This is a genomic window from Bacillus sp. GbtcB10, from assembly GCF_019091365.1.
Lineage (GTDB): Bacteria > Bacillota > Bacilli > Bacillales > Bacillaceae > Bacillus > Bacillus altitudinis.
The window spans coordinates 703,851-726,954 of record NZ_JAGXJP010000003.1 but is presented as its reverse complement, the minus strand read 5'-3'; the positions used below and the strand labels follow the sequence as shown (position 1 = coordinate 726,954).

At 41.8% G+C, this 23,104-nt stretch carries 21 protein-coding genes and 1 other annotated feature; of the genes, 20 read left to right on the top strand and 1 reads right to left on the bottom strand.

Translation table 11 applies throughout. The features are described 5' to 3' along the window. The first annotated feature begins 66 nt into the window (after nt 1–66). The gene (locus KVT11_RS13945; protein ID WP_007501703.1) at nt 67–456 is read left to right on the top strand and encodes an FxsA family protein; all 390 of its coding nucleotides are present in this window, start codon (nt 67–69) and stop codon (nt 454–456) included. Nucleotides 457–480: 24 nt separating this feature from the next. Here KVT11_RS13945 and ytvI read toward each other — a convergent pair whose 3' ends face one another. Beyond that, nucleotides 481–1,599: a sporulation integral membrane protein YtvI gene (gene ytvI, locus KVT11_RS13940; RefSeq protein WP_008346068.1), complete on the bottom strand. Its 1,119-nt coding sequence runs from the start codon at nt 1,597–1,599 to the stop codon at nt 481–483. Nucleotides 1,600–1,699: 100 nt separating this feature from the next. Here ytvI and KVT11_RS13935 point away from each other — a divergent pair, with 100 nt between their 5' ends. The 19 genes from KVT11_RS13935 to thrS all read left to right on the top strand — a co-directional run bounded on the left by KVT11_RS13935 (nt 1,700) and on the right by thrS (nt 23,081). Continuing rightward, nucleotides 1,700–2,164, top strand: a complete 465-nt coding sequence (locus KVT11_RS13935) for a DUF441 domain-containing protein (RefSeq protein ID WP_017367832.1) — start codon at nt 1,700–1,702, stop codon at nt 2,162–2,164. A gap of 375 nt (nt 2,165–2,539) precedes the next feature. After that, on the top strand, nt 2,540–3,658 hold the full coding sequence (citZ, locus tag KVT11_RS13930; protein ID WP_008346063.1) for a citrate synthase: 1,119 nt from the start codon (nt 2,540–2,542) through the stop codon (nt 3,656–3,658). A gap of 146 nt (nt 3,659–3,804) precedes the next feature. Continuing rightward, nucleotides 3,805–5,076 (top strand): NADP-dependent isocitrate dehydrogenase, encoded by a 1,272-nt coding sequence (gene icd, locus KVT11_RS13925; protein ID WP_008346060.1) that lies wholly within the window; start codon nt 3,805–3,807, stop codon nt 5,074–5,076. A 34-nt stretch (nt 5,077–5,110) separates the two neighbouring features. Beyond that, nucleotides 5,111–6,049, top strand: coding sequence for a malate dehydrogenase (gene mdh, locus KVT11_RS13920; RefSeq protein ID WP_007501693.1), 939 nt, complete (start codon nt 5,111–5,113; stop codon nt 6,047–6,049). A 187-nt stretch (nt 6,050–6,236) separates the two neighbouring features. After that, nucleotides 6,237–6,965, top strand: coding sequence for a response regulator transcription factor (locus KVT11_RS13915; protein ID WP_007501691.1), 729 nt, complete (start codon nt 6,237–6,239; stop codon nt 6,963–6,965). Continuing rightward, nucleotides 6,958–8,700, top strand: coding sequence for a two-component system histidine kinase PnpS (pnpS, locus tag KVT11_RS13910; protein ID WP_116307255.1), 1,743 nt, complete (start codon nt 6,958–6,960; stop codon nt 8,698–8,700). The genes KVT11_RS13915 and pnpS overlap by 8 nt, the downstream gene beginning before the upstream one ends. A gap of 254 nt (nt 8,701–8,954) precedes the next feature. After that, nucleotides 8,955–11,594, top strand: a complete 2,640-nt coding sequence (gene polA, locus KVT11_RS13905) for a DNA polymerase I (RefSeq protein WP_116307253.1) — start codon at nt 8,955–8,957, stop codon at nt 11,592–11,594. A gap of 31 nt (nt 11,595–11,625) precedes the next feature. Further along, complete coding sequence (gene mutM, locus KVT11_RS13900; protein WP_007501686.1) at nt 11,626–12,459, top strand: DNA-formamidopyrimidine glycosylase; 834 nt, start codon at nt 11,626–11,628, stop codon at nt 12,457–12,459. A 174-nt stretch (nt 12,460–12,633) separates the two neighbouring features. Next, on the top strand, nt 12,634–13,266 hold the full coding sequence (gene ytaF, locus KVT11_RS13895) for a sporulation membrane protein YtaF (protein ID WP_007501684.1): 633 nt from the start codon (nt 12,634–12,636) through the stop codon (nt 13,264–13,266). A 13-nt stretch (nt 13,267–13,279) separates the two neighbouring features. Further along, a complete protein-coding gene (coaE, locus tag KVT11_RS13890; RefSeq protein WP_098680637.1) occupies nt 13,280–13,885 on the top strand; it encodes a dephospho-CoA kinase in 606 nt (201 codons plus the stop codon). A gap of 172 nt (nt 13,886–14,057) precedes the next feature. Then, complete coding sequence (locus tag KVT11_RS13885; RefSeq protein ID WP_008346043.1) at nt 14,058–15,080, top strand: glyceraldehyde-3-phosphate dehydrogenase; 1,023 nt, start codon at nt 14,058–14,060, stop codon at nt 15,078–15,080. A gap of 236 nt (nt 15,081–15,316) precedes the next feature. Continuing rightward, the gene (gene speD / locus KVT11_RS13880; RefSeq protein ID WP_003216492.1) at nt 15,317–15,697 is read left to right on the top strand and encodes an adenosylmethionine decarboxylase; all 381 of its coding nucleotides are present in this window, start codon (nt 15,317–15,319) and stop codon (nt 15,695–15,697) included. A gap of 185 nt (nt 15,698–15,882) precedes the next feature. Further along, nucleotides 15,883–16,269 (top strand): hypothetical protein, encoded by a 387-nt coding sequence (locus KVT11_RS13875; RefSeq protein ID WP_008346039.1) that lies wholly within the window; start codon nt 15,883–15,885, stop codon nt 16,267–16,269. 4 nt (nt 16,270–16,273) lie between these two features. Next, entirely contained in the window at nt 16,274–16,732 is a 459-nt protein-coding gene (gene nrdR, locus KVT11_RS13870) for a transcriptional regulator NrdR (protein ID WP_003216720.1), read from the top strand. 99 nt (nt 16,733–16,831) lie between these two features. Further along, a complete protein-coding gene (dnaB, locus tag KVT11_RS13865; RefSeq protein WP_048002758.1) occupies nt 16,832–18,256 on the top strand; it encodes a replicative helicase loading/DNA remodeling protein DnaB in 1,425 nt (474 codons plus the stop codon). Nucleotides 18,257–18,273: 17 nt separating this feature from the next. After that, a complete protein-coding gene (gene dnaI / locus KVT11_RS13860; RefSeq protein WP_008346034.1) occupies nt 18,274–19,203 on the top strand; it encodes a primosomal protein DnaI in 930 nt (309 codons plus the stop codon). A 32-nt stretch (nt 19,204–19,235) separates the two neighbouring features. Continuing rightward, nucleotides 19,236–19,874, top strand: coding sequence for a TVP38/TMEM64 family protein (locus KVT11_RS13855; RefSeq protein ID WP_035391160.1), 639 nt, complete (start codon nt 19,236–19,238; stop codon nt 19,872–19,874). A gap of 60 nt (nt 19,875–19,934) precedes the next feature. Continuing rightward, entirely contained in the window at nt 19,935–20,804 is an 870-nt protein-coding gene (ytxC, locus tag KVT11_RS13850; RefSeq protein WP_008346029.1) for a putative sporulation protein YtxC, read from the top strand. Between the two features lie 43 nt (nt 20,805–20,847). Next, nucleotides 20,848–21,095 (top strand) — a binding site (T-box leader). A gap of 45 nt (nt 21,096–21,140) precedes the next feature. Continuing rightward, the gene (thrS, locus tag KVT11_RS13845) at nt 21,141–23,081 is read left to right on the top strand and encodes a threonine--tRNA ligase (RefSeq protein WP_007501674.1); all 1,941 of its coding nucleotides are present in this window, start codon (nt 21,141–21,143) and stop codon (nt 23,079–23,081) included. Nucleotides 23,082–23,104: the final 23 nt, after the last annotated feature.

Below are 23,104 nucleotides of genomic sequence, written 5' to 3'. Positions count from 1 at the left end.
TTTTTTATGTTACACTAAAAAAAGTAAACAGCTTTCGATGAAAGAGACCCCATGAGGTGATATGGCTTGAAAAAATATTTTCTACTATTATTGATTCTGTTCCCAGCAGTTGAAATTAGTTTATTTTTAATCTCAAGTAACATCATTGGTATTTTACCAACGATGCTAGTCATTGTGCTGACAAGTGCACTAGGTGCTTACTTTGCAAGAAAACAAGGAATAGAAGCATTTCAGAAAGTGCAGCGAGATTTACAATATGGCAAAATGCCAGGGGCCACCATTGTCGATGGCTTCTGCATTCTGATCGGTGGTTTGCTGCTGCTCATACCTGGATTCCTTTCTGATCTGATTGGGGCTGTTCTGCTCATTCCCATGACAAGAAAACGGATCAAACCGCTCTTTGAGCGCTGGCTTAGAAACATGTCCAATCGCAAACGCTATACGATTATACGCTAAAGAGACCTTCGCATCAGGTCTCTTTTACTTTTGCGCACCATACCGAATGTACTGATAAAGGTCTCTGAAAACCCCTGCATTACGAAACGCCTGCCAAACGACAAGAGAAGCGGGACCGAGTGCAAGTCCAAGAAAACCAAAGCATTTTAACCCGACAAACAGTGCCACGAGTGTTGCTAAAGGATTAAGACCGATTGATTTACTTAAGACTTTTGGCTCTGATATTTGTCTTTGAATGAGCACCACAATATACAAAATGCCCAGTCCAATGGCGAGTGAAAGATTTCCTGTCATGGCGGAGTAAATGATCCACGGAAGAAAAACCGTGCCACTGCCGATGTAAGGAAGTAAATCAACTAGACCAATACATAGAGCGATCACAATCGCATGCTCGACCTTTAAGATGAAAAGTCCAATCAGCACGATACCAATGGTCATGGCAACAAGGAGAAGCTGGGCTTTCATAAAGCCAGAAATGGCTTTTTTGATTTCAGATAAAATGGCACGTGTATGAAGCATCCATTTGGCGGGAAAGATACGAGAACCATATTTTTTTAACGTAAACCAATCTTTTGTGATAAAAAAAGTCGCTAGTGCGGAAAATAAAAGCGTCGCTGCTGCATCAGGCAAAAGACCTAAAAAAGCTGGAATGAATTCAAGAGTTTTTGAAAGGAAAGTCCCGATTTTTGCCGCTGCTTCGTCACCAAGTGCTTGGATTTGTCCTAAAATCGATTCCTTTTGACCTGCTTGAAGAGTATTAAATTGAGCAGTCAAATCATGATATAAAGGCAAAATCTGATCTGTGAAAAAACGTTCCACGATCCCAATCATTTGGTCAAGATGACCTGGAAGTACCTTTGCTAAATAAGCACTTCCTGAAATGATTTCCGCTACTAAAAGTGTCATGAATCCGGCTGCTACCACTAAAAAGAGTAATAGCACAATGATGACAACAAAACCTCTTGGCATCCCGGTCATGTTTTCGATTTTACATACGGCTGGATGAATCAAACACGACACGGCAAATGCAATCCAAAATGGATATAAAAACGGAAAAGACTGATATAAAAAAACAACCGCACAAACGGCGATGCTGAAAATCATCAAACTTCGCAAAAAAATGGCCACATACGTGTGATTCACACAATCCCCTCCAAAAAACAAGCATGTCCGATACTTCATTTTATTCAAAAAGATTAGTAATATGAAAAGGTCGCAATAAAAAGAAAGGAAGGGGCGGCATATGTTCACTCAAGCCAATTTATTTTTAATTCTTTTACTCGTCATTGCACTCATAGCGAAGAACAATTCGTTAATTTTAGCGGTTTCTGTGCTGATTGCGATTAAACTCATTGGATTAGATCAAAAAATTTTCCCGGTTCTGCAATCAAAAGGTATCAATTGGGGTGTGACGGTCATCACGATCGCAGTGCTTGTACCGATCGCAACAGGGGACATTGGATTTAAACAGCTTGGAGAAGCAATGAAATCCTCTTATGCTTGGATTGCACTCGGAGCGGGTATATTAGTAGCATTAATTGCAAAAAACGGCATTGTGCTACTCGAAAACGATCCGCATATCACCGCAGCACTTGTATTCGGTACGATTTTGGCAGTCAGCTTATTCAAAGGTGTGGCTGTTGGCCCGCTGATTGGTGCTGGAATTGCCTATTTAGCGATGCAAGCAGTGAAATTTTTCAGCGGTTAAAAAGAGAGTGGCTCATGCCACTTTCTTTTGATATTTTTTCTGACGTGAGCTTTTGCAAAAAAACATAATTAAATATATTAAAAGAAGCAAAATCCCTTTATTCCATGCCCGAACCGGAAGGCTGGAAAAAAAAATATCAAAAAAAATTATAGTTAAACATTTAACAAATGTCTGATTATTGTTTATAATGGGAATAGGCTTAATTTTGAACTCATTGATCAAACACGAGATATGAGGCTAAAAGCGCTCTAACCGTATAGGTAAATGTAAGCATTTTCTTTTCTAAACCTGCCAGCCTATTTTGGTTGGATAGCGCTTTCAAAAAGCGAGAATTTTGCAACGAAGGGGAATCTTTTTAAAAAGGGGAGATTGAACATGACAGCAACAAGAGGTCTTGAAGGTATCGTGGCAACAACTTCATCCGTAAGCTCAATTATTGATGATACTCTTACTTATGTAGGGTACAATATCGATGATTTAACTGAAAAAGCGACTTTCGAAGAAATTGTCTACCTGTTATGGCACTTAAAGCTGCCGAATGAGCAGGAGCTAAGCGAGTTAAAGCAGCAGCTCAATGAAAATGCTCATATTCCGCAAGAGATCATTGAGCACTTTAAATCTTATTCGCTGGATGGGGTTCATCCAATGTCTGCGATTCGTACAGCGGTATCCTTATTAGGTTTACTTGATGACGAATCAGAGATTATGGACAAAGAAGCAAATTACAGAAAAGCCATTCGCTTACAAGCGAAAATTTCTGGACTTGTAGCTGCATTCTCACGTATTCGAAAGGGACTTGAGCCTGTACAGCCAAAAGAAGAATACAGCTATGCTGCAAACTTCTTATATATGCTAAACGGCGAAGAGCCTTCACCAGTAGAAATTGAAGCGATTGATAAAGCGCTCATTCTACATGCGGATCACGAATTAAACGCATCGACATTTACAGCACGTGTATGTGTTGCTACACTATCAGATATCTACTCTGGTGTAACAGCAGCTATCGGCGCATTGAAAGGACCACTTCATGGCGGCGCGAATGAAGGCGTAATGAAGATGCTCTCAGAAATTGGCGAAGTTGAAAACGTAGATTCCTATATTCATGGTAAGCTAGAGAAGAAAGAGAAAATTATGGGCTTTGGCCACCGCGTTTACCGCCAGGGTGACCCGCGTGCAAAACATTTAAAAGAAATGAGCCAGCGCTTAACAAATCTCACAGGCGAGCCAAAATGGTATGAAATGTCTGTACGCGCAGAGGAAATCGTGACATCAGAGAAAAATCTTCCACCAAATGTTGATTTTTATTCTGCTTCTGTCTATCACAGTCTTGGGATTGATCATGACTTGTTTACACCAATTTTCGTGATCAGCCGATTCTCTGGATGGATTGCTCACATTTTAGAGCAATATGACAACAACCGTCTGATCCGTCCAAGAGCTGACTATATTGGACCTGATCTTCAAACGTTTGTTCCGATCAGTGAAAGAGACTAATGTTTATAGAATAGCGGAGGCTGATCCATCTAAACCAATCAGCCTCCATATCAACAAAAAACGAATCACGTGAAAAACTTCTTGGCTTGCAGACATCAAGCTTGGAAGTTTCAAATATTCACTACATAACCTGGGAGGTAATATCATTGTCACAAGGCGAAAAAATTACAGTTACTGGCGGCGTATTGAATGTACCAAATAATCCAATTATCCCGTTTATCGAAGGGGACGGAATCGGTCCTGACATTTGGAAAGCAGCATCAAGAGTTCTTGAAGCAGCTGTAGAAAAAGCATATAAAGGTGAAAAGCAAATCACTTGGAAAGAAGTATATGCAGGTGAAAAAGCTTATAATAAAACGGGCGAGTGGCTTCCAGAGCAAACACTTGAAGACATTCGTGAATATTTAATCGCGATCAAAGGACCACTGACAACACCAATTGGCGGAGGAATTCGTTCATTGAACGTGGCACTAAGACAAGAGCTTGATTTATTCACATGCTTACGTCCAGTTCGCTGGTTCCAAGGCGTACCATCTCCTGTGAAACGTCCAGAAGACACAGACATGGTCATCTTCCGTGAAAACACTGAAGATATCTATGCAGGAATCGAGTATGCAAAAGGATCAGACGAAGTGAAGAAGTTAATCGACTTCTTGAAAAACGAATTAGGTGTGAATAAAATCCGTTTCCCAGAAACATCAGGTATCGGAATCAAACCAGTTTCTGAAGAAGGAACATCTCGTCTTGTCAGAGCAGCGATCCAATATGCGATTGACCAAGGCCGTAAATCTGTGACACTTGTTCACAAAGGAAACATCATGAAATTTACAGAAGGAGCCTTCAAAAACTGGGGCTACGAAGTGGCTGAAAAAGAGTTTGGCGACAAAGTCTTTACATGGGCACAATATGATCGTATTGTAGAACAAGATGGAAAAGATGCGGCAAACAAAGCGCAAAGTGAAGCAGAAGCTGCTGGCAAAATCATTGTCAAAGACAGCATTGCAGATATTTTCCTTCAACAAATTTTAACTCGTCCAGCTGAGTTCGATGTTGTCGCAACAATGAACTTAAACGGAGACTACATCTCTGATGCACTTGCAGCACAAGTTGGTGGAATTGGTATCGCACCTGGTGCAAACATCAACTACGAAACAGGACACGCTATTTTTGAAGCGACTCACGGAACAGCACCGAAATATGCTGGTCTTGATAAAGTGAATCCATCTTCTGTTCTTCTATCAGGCGTGCTTTTACTTGAGCACCTTGGATGGCAAGAAGCTGCTGATCTAGTGATTCAATCTGTTGAAAAAACAATTGCATCTAAAGTCGTCACGTACGATTTTGCTAGATTAATGGACGGTGCAACAGAAGTGAAATGTTCTGAGTTTGCTGACGAGCTCATCAAAAACTTGTCTTGATTCTTAAACTTTAAAGTTAAAGGGGAAAAAGGAAATGGCAAACAAGCGTAAAAAAGTATCTGTCATCGGAGCAGGCTTTACTGGAGCAACTACAGCATTTCTAACAGCTCAAAAAGAATTAGCGGATGTCGTATTAGTGGATATCCCTCAGCTTGAGAACCCGACAAAAGGGAAAGCACTTGACATGCTGGAAGCAAGCCCTGTTCAAGGCTTCGATGCGAATATTACAGGAACTTCTAACTACGAAGATACAGCCGGTTCTGATGTCGTGGTCATTACGGCAGGAATTGCAAGAAAGCCGGGAATGAGCCGTGACGACCTCGTGTCAACAAATGAAAAAATCATGCGCAGTGTGACACGTGAAATCGTTAAATATTCTCCAGAAGCGATCATTGTTGTGTTAACAAACCCTGTTGATGCAATGACATATGCAGTTTATAAAGAATCAGGATTACCAAAAGAAAAAGTCATCGGACAATCAGGAATTCTTGATACAGCACGTTTCCGTACGTTCGTTGCTCAAGAATTAAACCTATCTGTGAAAGATGTGACGGGCTTTGTTCTTGGCGGACATGGGGACGACATGGTTCCTCTTGTACGTTACTCTTATGCAGGCGGTATCCCGCTGGAAACATTAATTCCTAAAGAGCGAATTGATGCAATTGTTGAAAGAACAAGAAAAGGCGGCGGTGAAATCGTCAACCTATTAGGTAACGGTAGTGCGTATTATGCACCTGCTGCTTCACTCGTTGAAATGGTTGAGGCGATCTTAAAAGATCAACGCCGCGTCATGCCGACGATTGCATACCTTGAAGGTGAATATGGCTACGAAGGCATTTACCTTGGAGTTCCAACAATCGTAGGTGGAAACGGCCTTGAGCAGATCATCGAGCTTGAGCTGACAGAAGAAGAAAGAAGTCAGCTTGACCGTTCTGTTGAATCTGTAAAGAACGTCATGAAAGTATTGTCTTAATATGAATAAAAAAGAAGGCTTCTCGTATGAGGAGTCTTCTTTTTGTTTACAAAACCAATCTTGTCGAAATTTTAAATTGTTCTCTTGTTAAGCTTTCGTTAAAATGAAAGAGAAAGCATGACTTCTCGCTTTTCACATAAGATACAAAAAACCGGATGCAGGGGAAATCACTAATTGGAGGCACAACATGAATAAAAAAATATTAGTTGTGGATGATGAAGAATCAATTGTAACACTTCTAAGCTATAACCTTGAAAGGGCGGGCTACGATGTCGTCACAGCAAGAGACGGAGAAGAAGCGCTTGAAAAAGCAGCAAGTGAACAGCCTGATCTAATTGTGCTTGATTTAATGCTTCCGAAAATGGACGGCATTGAAGTGTGCAAACAACTGAGAATTCAAAAAATGATGTTCCCTATTTTAATGCTGACAGCAAAGGACGATGAGTTTGATAAGGTGCTCGGTCTTGAACTTGGAGCCGATGATTACATGACAAAACCTTTCAGTCCTAGAGAAGTGGGTGCTCGGGTAAAAGCCATTTTGAGAAGAGCACAGCAATCTCAGCCGGCTCCCGTGCAAGAAGAGAAGGAAGAGATCATTGCAGACCAAATCAAAATTGGAGACCTGCGCATTTTACCTGAACATTACGAAGTCTATTTCCAAGAAGAACGTCTAGAGCTCACGCCAAAGGAATTTGAACTGCTTCTTTATTTGGCTAAGCATAAAGGCCGTGTCTTGACGCGTGATCTATTGTTAAGTGCGGTTTGGAATTATGACTTTGCAGGTGATACTCGTATTGTGGATGTGCATATCAGCCACTTGCGGGACAAAATTGAAAAGAACACGAAAAAACCAACATATATTAAAACCATTCGAGGCTTAGGCTACAAATTGGAGGAGCCAAAGCCAAATGAGTAAAGTGAGAACCCGCCTTTTTTCTGGGCTCATTTTTCTCCTGTTTATTGTGTTTGTTGCGCTTGGTCTTTTCTTGGATCATATGTTTCATATTTTCTATGAAACAAAATTAACCGAACGAATGGAAAAGGAATCGAGTTTTCTCCTTTCTTCAATGAATGTGGAAGATTTGAACGCGGAGCAAAACAAGAAGATTCTCAATCAAGCAAAGCAGCATCTCGATATGAATGCGTCGATTGTGGACGTGAAGGGGAATATCATACATACAACGGGTCAAGCAGAACAAAGGGCTGTCATTTTAAACACACTGAAAAGTGAGCAGCTCCAAACAAAAGGAACGTTCATTGAGGATGAGAAGGATGCGCTGTTTCATTATGCAGTTCCAATGATGAAACAAAACGAACCGGCGGGATATTTATTTCTTCATGCTTCATTCGAGCCTTTGAATGAGATTGACGGCCAGCTCTGGCTTGCATTAGCCTTTTGTCTTGGTTCGGCCATCATTATCATCGTCTTCTTTGGCTATCGCATGTCGATGAAGTATGTAAAGCCGATTGATTATGCCACAAAGGTGGCCAAACAGCTTGAACGAGGGAACTATGATACAAATAACTATGAAGAGCTGATCATTGAAACAAGTGAACTCAATACATCAATGAAACGTCTGGCAGAAAGTCTTCAAGACATGACAAGCGCTGGCGAAATGCAGCGAGATCGTCTGCAAACAGTCATTGAAAACATCGGAGCGGGGATTATTTTGATTGATAAAATGGGCTATATTCACTTAGTCAATCGAACATTCCGCAAGCAATTCAAAGTGCAAAAGCATATTTACATGCACAAGCTGTATCATGAAGCCTTTACCCATGAAGAGATTATTGAGTTAATAGACGAAATTTTCATGACAGAAACCAAGGTCCGAAAGTTTTTACGTCTCGCTGTTGACATCGAGCGCCGTTATTTCCAAGTCGATGGTGTCCCGATCTTAAGTACAGACGATGAATGGAAAGGGATTGTTCTTGTCTTTCATGATGTGACAGAAACAAAGCAACTAGAACAGATGCGAAAAGACTTTGTCGCTAACGTGTCACATGAATTAAAGACACCGATCACGTCCATCAAAGGCTTTTCTGAAACACTTCTGGATGGTGCTATTGACGACAAAGAAGCGCTGACACAATTTTTGTCCATCATCCTAAAAGAGAGTATTCGTTTAGAAACGCTCATCCAAGACTTACTTGATCTCTCGAAAATTGAACAGCAGCATTTTAAGCTGAATATTCAAGAAGCCAATGCGACAGAAATCATTCAAGAGATTGAAGTGCTGCTAAAACAAAAGGCTGCTGAAAAAGGCATTGACCTACAAGTGCGTGTCCCGAAAGAGCCGGTCTATGTCATGGCAGATCCGCTGAGATTAAAACAAATTTTCCTCAACCTGATCAATAATGCCCTCACCTATACACCAGAGGGAGGAAGTGTCACGATCACAGCAAGACAGAGGAAAGACAGCTATGAATTTGATGTAACAGATACAGGGATCGGTATGAAAAAGAGTGAAATTCCAAGAATATTCGAGAGATTTTATCGAATTGATAAAGATAGAAGTAGAAACTCAGGCGGTACAGGGCTTGGTCTTGCCATTGTCAAACACCTTGTCGAAGCACATGAAGGAACGATTTCTGTTCATAGCAAACAAGGCAAAGGAACGACGTTTACCGTGAGTTTAAAGTCAAAATAGAGAAGAATGGAAAGTGGCGTTAAAATTTACATGATCTTTACAATGAATTCATGTTTTGTTAATCAATCATTGGTAGGATGAATAGGAACCCCTTCATCCAAGGAGCCAATTTTGGAAGGACGAAAACACTTGTTGTTTTCGTCCCTTTTTTATGCAGGCTCGTCTATTTTCTTTTCAAAATAAACTTTGATAAAATGAACATACAATGTGCGAAAGAGACGGCTGAGCCGGCTCAGTCGATGGAGGATTAAAAGATGACAGATCAAAAGAAATTAGTACTTGTGGATGGAAACAGTCTCGCTTATCGAGCTTTTTTTGCTTTACCGCTATTATCAAATGATAAAGGCGTACATACAAATGCCATTTATGGCTTTGCGATGATCTTAATGAAGATGCTGGAAGACGAGAAGCCGACTCATATGCTCGTAGCATTTGATGCGGGTAAAACCACCTTCCGTCACGAGACCTTTAAGGAATATAAAGGCGGAAGACAAAAAACTCCGCCAGAACTATCAGAACAAATGCCGTTCATCCGTGAGCTATTAGATGCTTATCAAGTGAAAAGGTACGAGCTTCCGCAATACGAGGCAGATGACATTATCGGCACACTGGCTGTAGAGGCAGAAAAGGACGGCTTTGAGGTCAAAATCTTCTCAGGAGATAAAGACTTAACGCAGCTTTCAACAGACCATACAACAGTAGCCATTACGAAAAAAGGGATCACAGAAGTAGAATATTACACACCGGCACATATTGAAGAGAAATACGGACTCAGGCCAGATCAAATCATCGACATGAAAGGGCTGATGGGAGACTCATCAGACAATATCCCGGGCGTGCCTGGTGTCGGTGAAAAAACAGCGATCAAATTACTAAAGCAGTTTGAAACGGTTGAAAATCTGCTTGATCATATTGACGAAGTCAGCGGGAAAAAGCTAAAAGAAAAGCTTGAAGAATATAAAGAACAAGCGGTGATGAGTAAAAAGCTGGCGACGATTCTCGTAGAAGCACCAATAGATGTATCAAGCAAAGAGCTCGCCTATGAAGGTCCTCACATGGAGCAGGTCATCTCGCTTTATAAAGAACTGGGCTTTCAAACACTGCTAGAGCGTTTAGGAGAAGCGCCAGAATCAGATGAACCAGTAGAAATAGACGAACTAGACGTGAAGAAAATGACAGATGTCACGGAGGACATGCTGACAGATCACGCTGCACTTGTGGTAGAACAGCTAGGAGACAATTATCACGAAGCCGATTTGATAGGGTTTGCGATCCATAATGAGAATGGTGCATTTTTTATGACAAAAGAAGATGCTCTGCAATCTGAAGCGTTTAAACAATGGGTACAGGATGAAACGAAGAAGAAATGGGTCTTTGATTCCAAAAGAGCGGTTGTTGCGCTCAGATGGCATGATGTTGATCTTAAAGGTGTCGATAACGATGTCCTGCTCGCTTCCTATGTGGTCAATCCGCAGAAATCCTATGAGGACGTTGCAAGTGTGGCGAAGGAATATGGCCTGAACATAGCCCTTTCCGATGAAAAAGTATACGGAAAAGGAGCGAAACAGGCAATTCCACCTGAAGAAGAGCTAAAAGACCATCTTGGAAGAAAAGCAGCAGCGATCTCAGCGCTGCATGATTTGACCCTTGAAGCGTTAGAAAAAAATGATCAGCATGAGCTGTATGAAGATTTAGAGTTGCCACTTGCCCTCATCTTAGGTGAAATGGAATCTCTTGGGGTAAAAGTGGATGTTGAACGCCTTCAGAAAATGGGTGAAGAACTCACGAAGAAGCTGAAGGAATATGAAGAAACCATTCATCGGTTAGCAGGAGAAACATTTAACATCAATTCACCGAAGCAACTTGGTGTGATTTTATTTGAAAAATTAGGACTGCCCATTATCAAAAAGACCAAAACAGGCTACTCTACGTCTGCGGATGTCCTTGAAAAGCTTGAAGACAAGCACGAAATTATTCGGTCCATTCTGCATTACCGTCAAATAGGAAAGCTGCAATCCACTTATGTGGAAGGCTTAATGAAAGTGACGCGCAAAGATACGCATAAAGTGCACACAAGATTTAATCAGGCACTTACACAAACAGGAAGACTAAGCTCAACAGATCCAAACCTTCAAAACATCCCGATTCGTTTAGAAGAAGGCCGAAAGATTCGTCAAGCGTTCGTCCCGTCAAAAGAAGGCTGGCTCATGTTTGCGGCTGATTATTCTCAAATTGAGCTGCGTGTACTCGCGCACATTTCTCAAGATGAGAACTTGATTGAAGCCTTTACGCAAGATATGGATATTCACACGAAAACAGCCATGGATGTGTTCCATGTGTCAGAAGAAGAAGTGACTTCCTCTATGAGAAGACAGGCCAAAGCTGTCAACTTCGGAATCGTATATGGAATTAGTGATTATGGACTGTCTCAAAACCTTGGGATTACAAGAAAAGATGCAGCGGCCTTCATTGAACGTTATTTAACAAGCTTTAAAGGCGTGAAAACCTATATGGAGGACATCGTGCAGGAAGCAAAACAAAAAGGGTATGTGACCACGCTTCTTAAACGCAGACGATATATCCCAGATATCACAAGCCGTAATTTTAATGTGAAAAGTTTTGCGGAAAGAACGGCAATGAACACACCGATCCAAGGCAGTGCTGCCGATATCATCAAAAAAGCGATGATTGATATGGCACGAAAGTTAAAAGAAGAGAATCTGCAGGCAAATCTGTTATTGCAAGTGCACGATGAACTGATCTTTGAAGCGCCAAAAGAAGAAATCGCCATATTAGAAAAAATCGTCCCTGAAGTCATGGAAAGCGCACTTCAGCTCGATGTGCCGCTAAAAGTCGATTTCGCTTCAGGTCCATCTTGGTACGACGCAAAATAAAGAATAAAGAGAGAAAAAAGGAGCGAGGAGCATGCCGGAATTACCAGAGGTTGAGACCGTCCGGCGCACTCTTCAGCGGTTAGTCAAAGGAAAAACGATTGAAACGGTCGATATCAAATGGCCAAATATCATCAAACGTCCTGGGGAACCGGAAGAGTTCGCTAGAAGGATGGTAGGAGAAACCATTCAAACCATTGAAAGAAGAGGGAAGTTTCTACTCTTTCATTTAGACCACTATGTGATGGTCTCCCATTTAAGAATGGAAGGGAAATACCGTGTACATGAAACTGGTGAGCCTTATGATAAACATGTACACGTCGTCTTTACGTTCACAGATGGTACCGAACTTCGGTACCATGATGTCCGTAAATTTGGGACGATGCATCTATTTCAGCCAGGCGAAGAAGAAAAAGAACTTCCGCTATCACAGCTGGGGTATGAACCTTTTTCAGATTCATTTACACCAGACTATTTATGGGAGCAATTAAAGAAAACCTCCCGCGTGGTCAAAACGGCTTTACTTGATCAAAAAATCGTGGTAGGCCTCGGTAATATTTATGTAGATGAAGTGCTGTTTAAATCAGGCATTCATCCAGAAACAAAAGCGAATCAGCTAAGTCTTGCATCTTGCAAGGTGCTCCACAAACATATTATTGACACGCTTCAAGTGGCTGTTGATGCAGGAGGTAGCACCATTCGTTCCTACATCAATTCACAAGGTGATATTGGGACTTTTCAATTACAGCTTCTTGTATATGACCGGCGGGGAGAACCTTGCCAGACGTGCGGCAGTATCATAGAGAAAACAGTGGTGGGAGGGCGCGGCACTCATTTTTGTGTGACCTGCCAAAAACGCCCTTCATAAAGGTAAGCCGTCAGCATGCTTCCTTTTTGCCATGCATACGATAAAAAACATTCTTTTTTCAGCAAGGTGTAGACTGACACACAGCCCACCTGCTCTTCATATAGTGAAGAAGAGTCTAAGGACGCCTAGAGACTCTTGATCATCGTTGCATGAACAGAAAGGAAGAGTACAGGTATGATTTCGTTTTCGCTTCTGTTTTTAGCTATTGCCGTCAGCATTGACAGCTTTTCTGTAGGTTTTACGTATGGTCTTCGCAAGATGAGGATTCCATTTAAAGCCATCGTTATTATTGCTTGCTGTTCAGGAATTGTGTTGCTCATTTCCATGCTGATTGGCAGCCTGCTCACGACATTCCTCCCTGTCTCAGTGACAGATAAACTGGGTGGAGGCATCTTAATTGCCATCGGACTTTGGGTTCTGTATCAATTTTATAAACCAGCGAAAGAGCGTGATTTGCTCCTTCATGAAAAAACACTTCTCAATGTAGAAGTGCAGTCTCTTGGGCTTGTCATTCATATTTTGCGAAAGCCTACAAGTGCAGATATTGACCGCTCTGGCACCATTAATGGAATGGAAGCGGTGCTTCTTGGAATTGCTTTATCCATCGATGCATTTGGTGCAGGGATTGGTGCAGCGATTCTTGGATTTTCTCCAATTGTCATGAGCATCACGGTCGCTGTGATGAGTTCTCTTTTTGTATGCATCGGACTGCGTGCAGGTCATTATTTGGCCAATTGGCGCTGGATCGATAAACTCGCATGCTTACCAGGGCTGTTGCTCATTTTAATTGGGGTGTGGAAGCTGTAAAGGAGGAAACGAATTGACGCTCGTCATTGGATTAACAGGCGGGATTGCTAGCGGAAAAAGCACAGTCTCGCAGATGATAAAAGAGAAAGGCATTCGGGTGGTGGATGCAGATATCATTGCAAAAGAAGCGGTTTCTAAAGGAGCGCCTGCCCTTCATCAAATCGTTCAAACTTTTGGTGAAGAGGTTCTTCTGCCAAATGGTGAACTGAACCGGCAGCAGCTTGGAGCGATCATTTTTTCTGATGAAGAGAAAAGAAAACAGCTCAATGCCATCGTTCATCCTGAAGTCAGAAAGGAAATGCTCAAGCAGCGTGATGAAGGGGTCAGCAACAATGAAACATTTGTTGTGCTTGATATCCCGCTCCTATTCGAGAGCAAGCTAGAAGGGCTAGTCGACCGCATCATCGTTGTGTACACGACGCCTGAATTGCAGCTGTCGCGGCTCATGAATCGAAACGACCTGAGCGAGGAAGAAGCACTGAATCGCATTCACTCCCAGCAGCCTCTTGAGGAAAAATGCCAAAAAGCAGACCGTGTGATAGAAAACACAAAAGATCTTGCTTTTATTAGAAAGCAATTAGAGAACATATTAAACGAATGGGAACATACAGATAAGTAAGAGTACATACAGTACTCTTCTTTTTTTATGCTTTTTTCGTCAATTTCATTGCAAAGAACAGCCCTTTTTTGAAAATATACGTTTATATACTGGCAATTACATTCTAATGTGATATACTAATTTCATAAATAAATTTATTGAGTATAACACATAATAGAGGAGTGACCTGTTCATGAAGGTAAAAGCAGCGATCAATGGGTTTGGCAGAATTGGACGCATGGTCTTCAGAAAAGCAATGCTTGATGATCAAATTCAAATTGTAGCGGTGAACGCAAGCTATCCTGCCGAAACGCTAGCACATTTAATTAAATATGACACAAATCATGGACGTTACGAATGCGATGTGACAGCAGAAGATGACGCGTTGATTGTCAATGGCAAAAGAGTGCTTTTGCTCAATAATAGAGACCCAAAGCAGCTTCCATGGGGAGAGCTTGGGATTGATATCGTGATCGAAGCAACAGGGAAATTTAATTCAAAAGATCAAGCGATGGGCCATATAGATGCTGGAGCGAAAAAGGTCGTACTTACAGCTCCAGGTAAAAATGAAGACGTTACAATTGTGATGGGTGTCAATGAGGATGATCTTGATCCTGAAAAGCACGTAGTTATTTCAAACGCATCTTGTACAACAAACTGCTTAGCACCAGTTGTCAAGCTGTTAGATGATGAATTTGGCATCGACAACGGCTTAATGACAACGGTTCATGCTTATACAAATGATCAAAAAAATATCGACAACCCCCACAAGGATTTGCGCCGGGCAAGAGCATGTGCCCAGTCCATCATTCCAACGACGACGGGTGCCGCTAAAGCGCTTTCTTTAGTGCTGCCGCACATGAAAGGGAAATTACATGGACTTGCACTTCGCGTACCGGTTTCAAATGTGTCGATGGTTGATCTTGTGGTCGACTTGAAAAAAGATGTCACAGCAGAAGAGGTCAATGCTGCCTTTGCAACGGCTTCAAAAACATCTCTTGCTGGCATATTAGATTACACCGATGAACCACTTGTCTCCACAGACTTTAACACAAACCCTTATTCTGCTGTCGTTGATGGACTTACAACGATGGTGATGGAAGGCAGAAAAGTAAAAGTTCTTGCATGGTATGACAATGAATGGGGCTATTCTTGCAGAGTGGTTGATCTTGTAAAGTTTGTTGGTTCCCAGATGAAAGAGCTTTCAGCTGTTTGAAATGAAGAAGACTGAACGTCCCTTTTCAAGAAATGAGAGAAAATCCCACTAAAAACACAGCTTGCAAAATGGGTCTAAACAAAGTATACTATTTTTCGTGAACTTCTTGTTCGCAGACTCATTCGGGTATACTTAAAGGGTTAGGACCTCTTTGGACTAACTTTCCCCCGTGGTATATGTCCGGTCCGGCTGCTTAGAACTTCACTCTTTCATTCTTGTTTAAAGGGGGGTCCATGATGGAAACAATCGGACGTCACGTTATCTCCGAGTTATGGGGATGCGACTGTGATAAACTGAACGACATGGATTTTATTGAAAAAACGTTTGTAAATGCAGCTTTGAAATCAGGAGCTGAAGTAAGAGAGGTTGCTTTTCACAAATTTGCACCTCAAGGAGTAAGTGGAGTTGTCATTATTTCTGAATCTCATCTGACAATTCACAGCTTTCCTGAACATGGTTATGCGAGCATAGATGTTTATACTTGCGGCGATCTAGATCCGAATATTGCAGCAGATCATATCGGAGATGAACTAGGTGCTGAAACAAGAGAAAACATCGAAATTCCTCGAGGCATGGGACCTGTACAAGTGAAACAGGCGCAAGCCAAAGCACTGTAAACATAAAAAAGATTGCAATGGGAGCTGGCCAAAAGCATTAAATGCCTTTGTGTTATGCTCCTTTTTATATTTGTTCCATACACGGGCATCCAGCATGATCCAACCTGTCTATACTTTTGTTCTAGGAAAACAAAGGTTTTTTTTATAAAATAAAGAAGAGGGTTTATGACAAAGGGGATACGTGTATGACTTTAGGACAAAAGCTCAAACGATTCATTTCAAATCATACAGAAACATCTGACCATCATCCAGTGTCAGAGCTGAAAAGCCATTACTACAAATCGACACAAACTCAAGCTTTTCAAGCGGTAGAAGCTGTTCTTTCAAGAAACGATTCCTATCAAGTGACATCTGTTTCAGCAGAACGAGGTGAAATCAGCGCAAACATACGAACGCCGAAAAAAGCTTTTCTCGTGGCGACTGTCATTTCAATTCGTCCTTTTGAAACAGCTGTCGATTTTAATGTGACAACAGAAACAGCACTGCCAACAGACTTTGGCTACAGTCAAAAGGCTGTTTTGTCCCTCTATAAAGAACTAGACAAACAACTTCCAAGAAGAGATCGGAGCTGATGAAATGAAATGTCCCACATGTCAGCACCTTGGCACAAGGGTGCTTGATTCAAGACCAGTAGATGAAGGGAAGTCCATCCGTCGGAGAAGAGAGTGTGAAAGCTGTCAATATCGCTTCACGACGTTTGAAAAATTAGAAGAATTGCCATTGATTGTGGTGAAAAAAGAAGGAATTCGAGAAGAATTCAGCCGGGAAAAGATGCTGAGAGGACTGATCAAAGCGTGTGAAAAACGTCCTGTCGCTTTAAAACAGCTCGAGGATGTCTGCTTTAACATCGAGAAGGAATTGCGTAACCAAGGCATGTCAGAGGTGAAAAGCGAGCTTGTAGGGGAAATGGTGATGGACGAGCTGGCGAAAATTGATGAAGTGTCTTACGTCAGGTTTGCCTCGGTTTACCGTCAATTTAAAGATATCAATGTATTTATTGATGAATTAAAAGATTTATTAAAGAAAGAACGCTAAAAAAGAGCTGAAGATTCTTCATGCTCTTTTTCCTGCGTAAAGCGTAAAACGCAAAAAGAGTGTACAATGAAGACAACCGTATTAAGGGAGGATCAGCATATGACAGAGCATTGGAAGGAAGTGCTAGCCGTCGATCCGTATGTCGTCAAAAGCGCTTCATTGCTCGGTGACATCGATAGACAGCTTATTACTCTTTTATATCAGCCGCTTATTGGCATGTCCGCTTTCAGTTTATACATGACGCTGTGGGGAGAGCTGGAACAAAATCGAATGTGGGGGAAACCCGCACCTCACCGTCAGCTGATGGTGATGCTGCAAACGAATTTAAATGATATTTTTGAGGAGCGCTTAAAGCTTGAAGCGATCGGATTACTCCGCACATATGAACAGGAAACGGAAGAAGGCAGACTGTTTACATATGAGCTCGTGCCGCCGCTGAGACCGGATGAATTTTTCCAAGACGGTATGCTGAATGTCCTTTTGTATCATCGGGTAGAGAAAGCAAAATATATGCAGCTTCGTGATTATTTTTCTTATCCAGGAGTTCCTGCTGATGCAAAGAATATCTCCCGATCGTTTGAAGAAGTGTTTCACGTCTTGCAGCCAGGAGAGCGCAAGATGACAGAGGAAATCAATCAGGCGTCATCGCTTGACGAGGGCTACGAATATGTGACAGTTGGCTCAAGTCAGCCTGCACCGCTTTCAGATGAATCTTTTGATTTTGATCTCCTGTTAGCAGGCATGTCGGACATGATGATTCCGAGAAAGGCTTTAACAAAGCAAGTGAAAGAAACAATTAAGAAGTTAGCTGTCGTCTATGGCATCACACCGCTGCAAATGCAAAATATTGTCGCAGGTGCCTGTGGTTCAGATCAGATGATATCAACTGAGGATCTGCGAAAAGCAGCGAGAGACTGGTATCAAATTGAATACAGAGGCGAACAGCCGAAGCTGATTGATCAAAAACAGCCAAGACATTTACGTCACAATGTCACGCAAAATTCAGGTGCAGATGCACCTGATGCGAAATTGATTGAAAAGCTTGATCATATTTCGCCTAGAGAGCTTCTAAAAGATATGGCAGATGGCATTGAGCCGACGTATGCAGACTTAAGAATTGTTGAAGATATTATGCTTGAGCAGCAGCTAGAGCCTGGGGTCATGAATGTCCTGATCTACTATACACTGCTAAAAACCGATATGAAGCTGTCCAAAACATATATGCAGAAAATCGCCGCCCACTGGGTGCGAAAGAAAATCAAAACAGTGGCAGCTGCTATGAAAATTGCCAAAGAAGAGAACAGACAAATGACAGAATGGGCGCAGCAAAAAAATAAGCGTCAATCATATGGATCAGGAAAAGTGATCCGCGAGGAGAAGCTGCCTGACTGGATGAAAGAAGCTGAAACGAAAGAACAGCCTGCAAAAGAACAGACAGATAATTTGTCTACAGAGGACCTCGAACGAGAAAAAGAAAAATTGTTAGATCAGTTTAATAATATGAAAAAGTACAATGCACATTAATGTGAGGTGAGATGGAGATGAAACCGATCGGTCGTTCATTTGATCAGCTAAAAGGGCGGGTAGATTTTCGCGTGAGATACAATCAGATTAAAGAAAGTGTCCTAGCTGATGAAGATGTAAAAGCTTTTTTAAAGGAGCATCAAGAGGACATCCAAGAAGACATGATCAATCGCAGTTTGAACAGGCTCTTTGAATATGTACAGCAATCAAAGGGCTGTTCTTACTGCTTAGAGGAAGAGAATGTAAATGTCATTTTAGACGGGTATCACCCGAAGCTTGTGATCAAAGGTCAGAGCATTGATATTGAATATTCCCCTTGTCCTGTCAAACTGCGGCTTGATAGACAGAAAAAACAGCAAGAACTCATGAAAAGTATGTATATTCCGCAGAATGTTCTTCAAGCGACGTTTGCTGATTTAAATGTGGTTGGAAGACAAGAAGTCATTCAAAAAGTAGGTCAATTCTTGCAAAGTTATGATGAAACAGGTAAGGGCAAAGGCCTCTATTTACATGGAAAGTTTGGGGTCGGAAAAACATTTATTCTGGCAGCGATTGCGCAGCAGCTAGCGGTAAAAGAGTATCCATCTCTCCTTGTATACGTGCCTGAATTTGTGAGAGAGTTAAAAAATTCGTTAGCCGATCATACACTCGAAGAGAAGCTGAATATGGTCAAATCAACACCGATTTTAATGCTTGATGATATTGGAGCAGAGTCGATGACAAGCTGGGTACGAGATGAACTTTTAGGAACAATCTTGCAATACCGCATGGCAGAGCAGCTGCCGACTTTTTTCTCTTCTAATTTCTCACCGAATGAGTTAAAGCATCACTTTACGTACTCACAGCGCGGGGAAAAAGAAGAGGTGAAGGCAGCTCGATTAATGGAACGTATTCTCTACCTAGCTGAACCAGTTTTGCTTGAAGGGGAAAATCGCCGTCATTTATAAAAAGATAGGTCACGTGAAGGGGAGCGGATGAGATGAACAAAAGAAAATGGCTGCTTTTTCTCGTGATTGGCGTTCTAGCTGCTGTGCTATGGTGGCTCAACAAACAGCATCTTCAACTGTCGCCGAAAGATGTGAAGAATTGGATTCTTCAATTTGGGATGCTGGCTCCCTTTGTCTTTCTTTTCTTATCACTTTTTCGTCCATTTGTGCTTGTCCCTCTCACCGTCTTTTCGCTAGCAGCAGGTTTGGCATTCGGCAGTGTCCTTGGGACCATTTATGCCTTAGCTGGTGCGACAGCAGGTGCAACAGGATCTTTCCTGCTTGCCTCAACCTTCCGTTCAAACAAGCAGGAAAACGAATCAAGCAATCGGAAGCTAAAAGCGGTGACGTCCCGTATTCAAGAGCATGGATTTCTTTATATCCTCTTATTACGCATTGCACCCATTCACTTTGATTTTGTCAGTTATGCCGCAGCAGCTTCACGTGCGAATTATCGTGCATTTGCGGCAGCGACTTTTTTAGGGTTAATACCTGGTACTGTGGCGTTAAATGTCCTTGGATCAAGCTTTGTAAGCGGAAATTATGCCGCCTTAGCGATTGTTTGTTTGATTTATTTGATCTTTATCTCAGTGCCACTGATTTTAAAAAGAAAGATGCCTGATTTATTTTAGGCGTCTATTTTTTATGTTCCCCCCATATATATGTAACAGATGTCGTTAGGGGGGACAAACATGCTTGAAATAATCTTTGAAGATGAATATGATACCGCCGCTTTTTTACATCTTGCTGAACACTTGGACAGTCGGCATCACATTTCGATTCAACAAGGGAAAGACCGGCTTCTCATAGAAGCGAAGAAATCAGGAGAAGCCATAGAGCACATTGTGCGGACATTACTGATTCACTTTTTTTTGGAATGCAAAGAAAATGAACGCATGCGCAGCATCCTTGAAAACACATACTTATTTAAAGATCCAGAAGAGCAGCACCAAATTCTTTCAATCGCACATAGCATCATGAAAGGGGATCTAGATGATATCCCTGGAATTCATCAAGACCCGCCGAGGGAGGATCTGTTAAAAAAAGAGCTTGAGACGATTTCTTTACAGAAAGGTGTTTTTTCCATTGGTTCATTTATGACATTTAGGCTCTCAGCGTATGACAGAAGGCTGAAGAACTATGTTGAAGTATCCATCGAAGAATATAAAATGGAACAAGAATATCAAAACTTTATTCAATCCCTTCGAGACTATGTGATGTCAAGAGAACCTAAGCTTGAAAAAGTACATGTTGTACATCAGGACCGCCTGATGATTTGGGAATTTCGGTACGCTTCTGAGCGTGATCAAAAACAATACATAGACAGACAGTTTGTAAGAGAGCATCCAATGTATATTGATTCGCAGTTGATTGCACCGCTTGTATCCATTGCGCCACAAAAGATTGACCTATTTACAGATGATACGGGTCACTCGATGGTGCAAACCATTCAAAATATTTTTCAAGAAAGAGTTGAGGTATTCCCTCCTCATTCGTTTCAGGAACAGCATGTTCAATTTGTTCCTAGTCATTTGGAAAAGAAAAGTGAAAAGCTTTCTTGATTTTCACGAAAAAACGTTTTATAATACGGTGTAACTTCATACAGAGACCGTATTGATAAGGACATGAACAAATGAACACCCGCTTAAAGAGAGGGAAGCCGTGGCTGAAAGCTTCCTAGCGTAGGAACATTTGCTTTACCACCTTTGAACATCAGCTGTGAACTGTTTAGTAATAGCTGACGGGAATTCCCGTTATTGAACCACAAGCCGTATTTGTTTTTGACAAAGCAAGCTGCAAATACGGGAAAAAGGGTGGAACCACGATTCCGTTTATTCAACCTCGTCCCTTTCCAGGGGGCGGGGTTTTTATATTGCCAAAAAAAGGAGTGACTAGAGATGTCAGAACAAATTCAACTTACATTTCCAGATGGAGCAGTCAAGGAGTTTGACAAAACAGCTACAACAGAAGACATCGCGGCATCAATTAGCCCAGGCCTAAAGAAAAAAGCGCTTGCCGGTAAATTGAACGGCAAAGAAATAGATCTGCGTACGCCGCTGTTAGAAAGTGGAACAATCGAGATCATCACAGATAAGAGTGAAGAAGCGCTCGATATTATGCGACACAGCACAGCGCATTTGCTTGCACAGGCAATCAAACGCATTTATGGAAAAGAGCATCACGTCCAGTTTGGCGTAGGCCCTGTCATCGAAAATGGCTTTTACTATGATGTCGACATCGATGTAGCGATTACACCTGAAGATTTACCAAAGATTGAAAAAGAAATGAAAAAAATCATTAACAGCAATTTGCCGATTGAGCGCATTGAAGTTTCAAGAGAAGAAGCGAAAGCACGCTTTGAAGCAATTGGCGATGAATTGAAGCTAGAGCTGTTAGAAGCAATCCCAGAAGGCGAAGCCGTCACAATTTATGAGCAAGGTGAATTCTTCGATCTATGCCGAGGTATTCACTTGCCGTCTACAGGGAAAATCAAAGAATTCAAGCTGTTAAGCCTTGCAGGTGCTTACTGGAGAGGCGACAGTAACAACCAAATGCTTCAGCGTATTTACGGAACAGCTTTCTTCAGCAAAGAAGAATTAAACGAGCATTTACGTCTGCTTGAAGAAGCAAAAGAGCGTGATCACCGTAAACTAGGCAAGGAATTGAAACTGTTTGCGAACTCTCAAAAGGTGGGCCAAGGTCTTCCGCTCTGGCTGCCAAAAGGGGCAACAATTCGCCGCGTCATTGAGCGTTATATTGTTGATAAAGAAGTACGCCTTGGTTATGAGCATGTGTATACACCCGTTCTTGCGAGTGTAGAATTGTATAAAACATCAGGCCACTGGGCGCATTATCAAGAAGACATGTTCCCTGTGATGGAAATGGACAACGAAGATCTTGTCCTCCGTCCAATGAACTGTCCGCACCATATGATGATTTACAAAAACGAGCCGCATAGCTATCGCGAATTGCCAATTCGGATTGCAGAGCTTGGTACAATGCACCGCTATGAAATGTCAGGTGCTTTATCCGGCCTTCAACGTGTTCGCGGGATGACATTAAACGATGCTCATATCTTTGTTCGTCCAGATCAAATCAAAGACGAATTCATTCGTACAGTTCGCCTAATTGAAGAAGTGTATCAAGACTTTGGCTTGAATGACTACACATTCCGCTTATCTTACCGTGATCCAGAAGATACTGAGAAGTATTTTGACGATGATGCAATGTGGAATAAAGCGCAGTCTATGCTGAAAGATGCAATGGACGAGCTTGGACATGACTACTATGAAGCAGAAGGCGAAGCGGCATTTTATGGTCCGAAGCTTGACGTCCAAGTAAAGACAGCTCTTGGAAAAGAAGAGACTTTGTCTACTGTACAGCTAGACTTCTTACTTCCAGAGCGTTTCGATCTCACATATATCGGAGAAGATGGAAAACACCATCGTCCAGTTGTCATTCATAGAGGAGTTGTGTCCACAATGGAACGCTTCGTTGCCTTCTTAATTGAAGAATACAAAGGAGCTCTTCCAACATGGCTGGCACCTGTACAATTCCAAGTCATCCCGGTTTCACCATCTGTCCATCTAGATTACGCGAAAAAAGTGCAAGAACGTTTGCAGCTTGAAGGACTGCGTGTAGAACTAGACAGTCGTGATGAAAAAATAGGATACAAAATTAGAGAAGCGCAAATGCAAAAGATTCCGTACATGCTAGTTGTCGGTGATCAAGAAGCAGAAAATGGCGCGGTCAATGTAAGAAAATATGGGGAACAAGATTCAGAAACAATGGACCTCGAAGCTTTTGTGAAACATGCAGTCGCAGAAGCAAAAAAATAATGAAGGCGCACGAAACAGTCAGT

Bases quoted from the DNA above. Each gene is read 5' to 3' on its own strand.
- KVT11_RS13885 (WP_008346043.1), top strand. From the start codon at position 14,058: ATGAAGGTAAAAGCAGCGATCAATGGGTTTGGCAGAATTGGACGCATG.
- ytxC (WP_008346029.1), top strand. From the start codon at position 19,935: ATGCTTGAAATAATCTTTGAAGATGAATATGATACCGCCGCTTTTTTA.
- KVT11_RS13855 (WP_035391160.1), top strand. From the start codon at position 19,236: ATGAACAAAAGAAAATGGCTGCTTTTTCTCGTGATTGGCGTTCTAGCT.
- thrS (WP_007501674.1), top strand. From the start codon at position 21,141: ATGTCAGAACAAATTCAACTTACATTTCCAGATGGAGCAGTCAAGGAG.
- dnaB (WP_048002758.1), top strand. From the start codon at position 16,832: ATGACAGAGCATTGGAAGGAAGTGCTAGCCGTCGATCCGTATGTCGTC.
- nrdR (WP_003216720.1), top strand. From the start codon at position 16,274: ATGAAATGTCCCACATGTCAGCACCTTGGCACAAGGGTGCTTGATTCA.
- mutM (WP_007501686.1), top strand. From the start codon at position 11,626: ATGCCGGAATTACCAGAGGTTGAGACCGTCCGGCGCACTCTTCAGCGG.
- speD (WP_003216492.1), top strand. From the start codon at position 15,317: ATGGAAACAATCGGACGTCACGTTATCTCCGAGTTATGGGGATGCGAC.
- mdh (WP_007501693.1), top strand. From the start codon at position 5,111: ATGGCAAACAAGCGTAAAAAAGTATCTGTCATCGGAGCAGGCTTTACT.
- citZ (WP_008346063.1), top strand. From the start codon at position 2,540: ATGACAGCAACAAGAGGTCTTGAAGGTATCGTGGCAACAACTTCATCC.
- ytaF (WP_007501684.1), top strand. From the start codon at position 12,634: ATGATTTCGTTTTCGCTTCTGTTTTTAGCTATTGCCGTCAGCATTGAC.
- KVT11_RS13875 (WP_008346039.1), top strand. From the start codon at position 15,883: ATGACTTTAGGACAAAAGCTCAAACGATTCATTTCAAATCATACAGAA.
- dnaI (WP_008346034.1), top strand. From the start codon at position 18,274: ATGAAACCGATCGGTCGTTCATTTGATCAGCTAAAAGGGCGGGTAGAT.
- polA (WP_116307253.1), top strand. From the start codon at position 8,955: ATGACAGATCAAAAGAAATTAGTACTTGTGGATGGAAACAGTCTCGCT.
- KVT11_RS13935 (WP_017367832.1), top strand. From the start codon at position 1,700: ATGTTCACTCAAGCCAATTTATTTTTAATTCTTTTACTCGTCATTGCA.
- pnpS (WP_116307255.1), top strand. From the start codon at position 6,958: ATGAGTAAAGTGAGAACCCGCCTTTTTTCTGGGCTCATTTTTCTCCTG.
- KVT11_RS13915 (WP_007501691.1), top strand. From the start codon at position 6,237: ATGAATAAAAAAATATTAGTTGTGGATGATGAAGAATCAATTGTAACA.